The following is a 1,380-nucleotide window of genomic DNA, read 5'->3' as shown; positions in this document are numbered from 1 at the left end:
GAACTCGAACTCGACCCACACGGTGCTGAGCCGGTGGAACAGCTCCTTGCTGCCGGCGGCCTGTCGATGGATCTGGGCCGGGCCCCGCTGATCGGGCTGAACATGGCCTCTGTCGCGGGTGGTCGTTGGCTGCTGCTGATCCGCGTGCACCACATGGTGCAGGACCACACGGGTCTCGAACTCCTGCTGGGCGAGGTTGAGGCGTTTCTTGCCGGCCGGGGCGACGAGCTGCCCGAACCGCTGCCCTTCCGTGACTTCGCGGCACAGGCCCGTGTCGGCGTGGATCGGGCTGAGCACGAGCAGTACTTCGCCGGGCTGCTCGCGGACGTGACCGAGCCGACCGCGCCGTTTGGTCTGGTGGATGTGCGTGGTGTGGGTGCGGATGTGTCGCGTGCGGTGGCTGATTTGGGGTCCGGTCTGTCCGGGCGGCTGCGTGAGGTGGGGCAGCGGATTGGGGCGAGTCCGGCCACGGTGATGCATGTGGCGTGGGCGCGGGTCCTTGCGGCGGTCAGTGGCCGTGATGACGTGGTGTTCGGCACGGTTCTGTTCGGGCGGATGAATGCCGGGGTGGGATCGGACCGGGTGGCGGGTCCGTTCATCAACACGTTGCCGGTGCGGGCGCGCCTCGGCGACGGTTCGGGTGTCCTTGCGGCGGTGCGGGCGATGCGAGGTCAGCTGGCTGAGCTGCTTGAGCACGAGCACGCACCGTTGGCTCTGGCGCAGCAGGTCAGTGGCGTGCCTGGTGACACTCCGCTGTTCACTTCGATGTTCAACTATCGTCACAACGCCAGCCTTTCCTCGAACGGCGTTGCGGGTGCAGGTCAGGACACTCATGGCTTCCGGACCCTGCTCGCGCAGGAGCGCACCAACTATCCGCTCTCGGTTGCTGTCAACGATGGTGGCAAGGAACTGAGGCTGGCCATCGACGCAGTCGGCCCGATCGACCCGCAGGCAGTCGCCGCGCTGGTCGCCACCGCCACGGAGAACCTGGTGGCTGCGCTGGAGGAGGCGCTTGACGTTGGCTTCGACGCTCCGTTGAGCAGCATCCGTGTGCTCGGCGAGGTCGAACGCCATCGGGTGCTCAGTGAGTGGAATGACACGGTGGTTGGGGTGTCGTCGGTGTTGGTGCCTGGGTTGTTTGAGGCGCGGGTGGTGCGGACGCCGGATGCGGTGGCGGTCGTGGCTGAGGGCGTAGAGGTGTCGTATGCGGAGTTGGATGTCCGCGCGAATCGTCTTGCGCATTGTCTTGTTGGTTTGGGTGTGGGTCGGGAGTCGCTTGTTGGTTTGTGTCTGCCGCGTGGTGTGGACATGGTGGTGGGGATCCTCGCGGTGTGGAAGGCGGGGGGTGGGTATGTGCCGTTGGATCCGGAGTATCCGGTG

Annotated in this window: 1 protein-coding gene; it reads left to right on the top strand. The window is 66.4% G+C overall.

The window, feature by feature from the left end; genetic code table 11:
- Positions 1 to 33: 33 nt before the first annotated feature.
- The coding region (locus tag ABZZ20_RS36860) for a condensation domain-containing protein (protein ID WP_356877434.1) at positions 34 to 1,380 on the top strand (1,347 nt) is incomplete at its 3' end.

Origin of the sequence: Streptomyces sp. NPDC006430 (genome assembly GCF_040612395.1) — a bacterium.
GTDB lineage: Bacteria > Actinomycetota > Actinomycetes > Streptomycetales > Streptomycetaceae > Streptomyces.
This window is presented reverse-complemented; position numbering and strand designations above follow the sequence as displayed.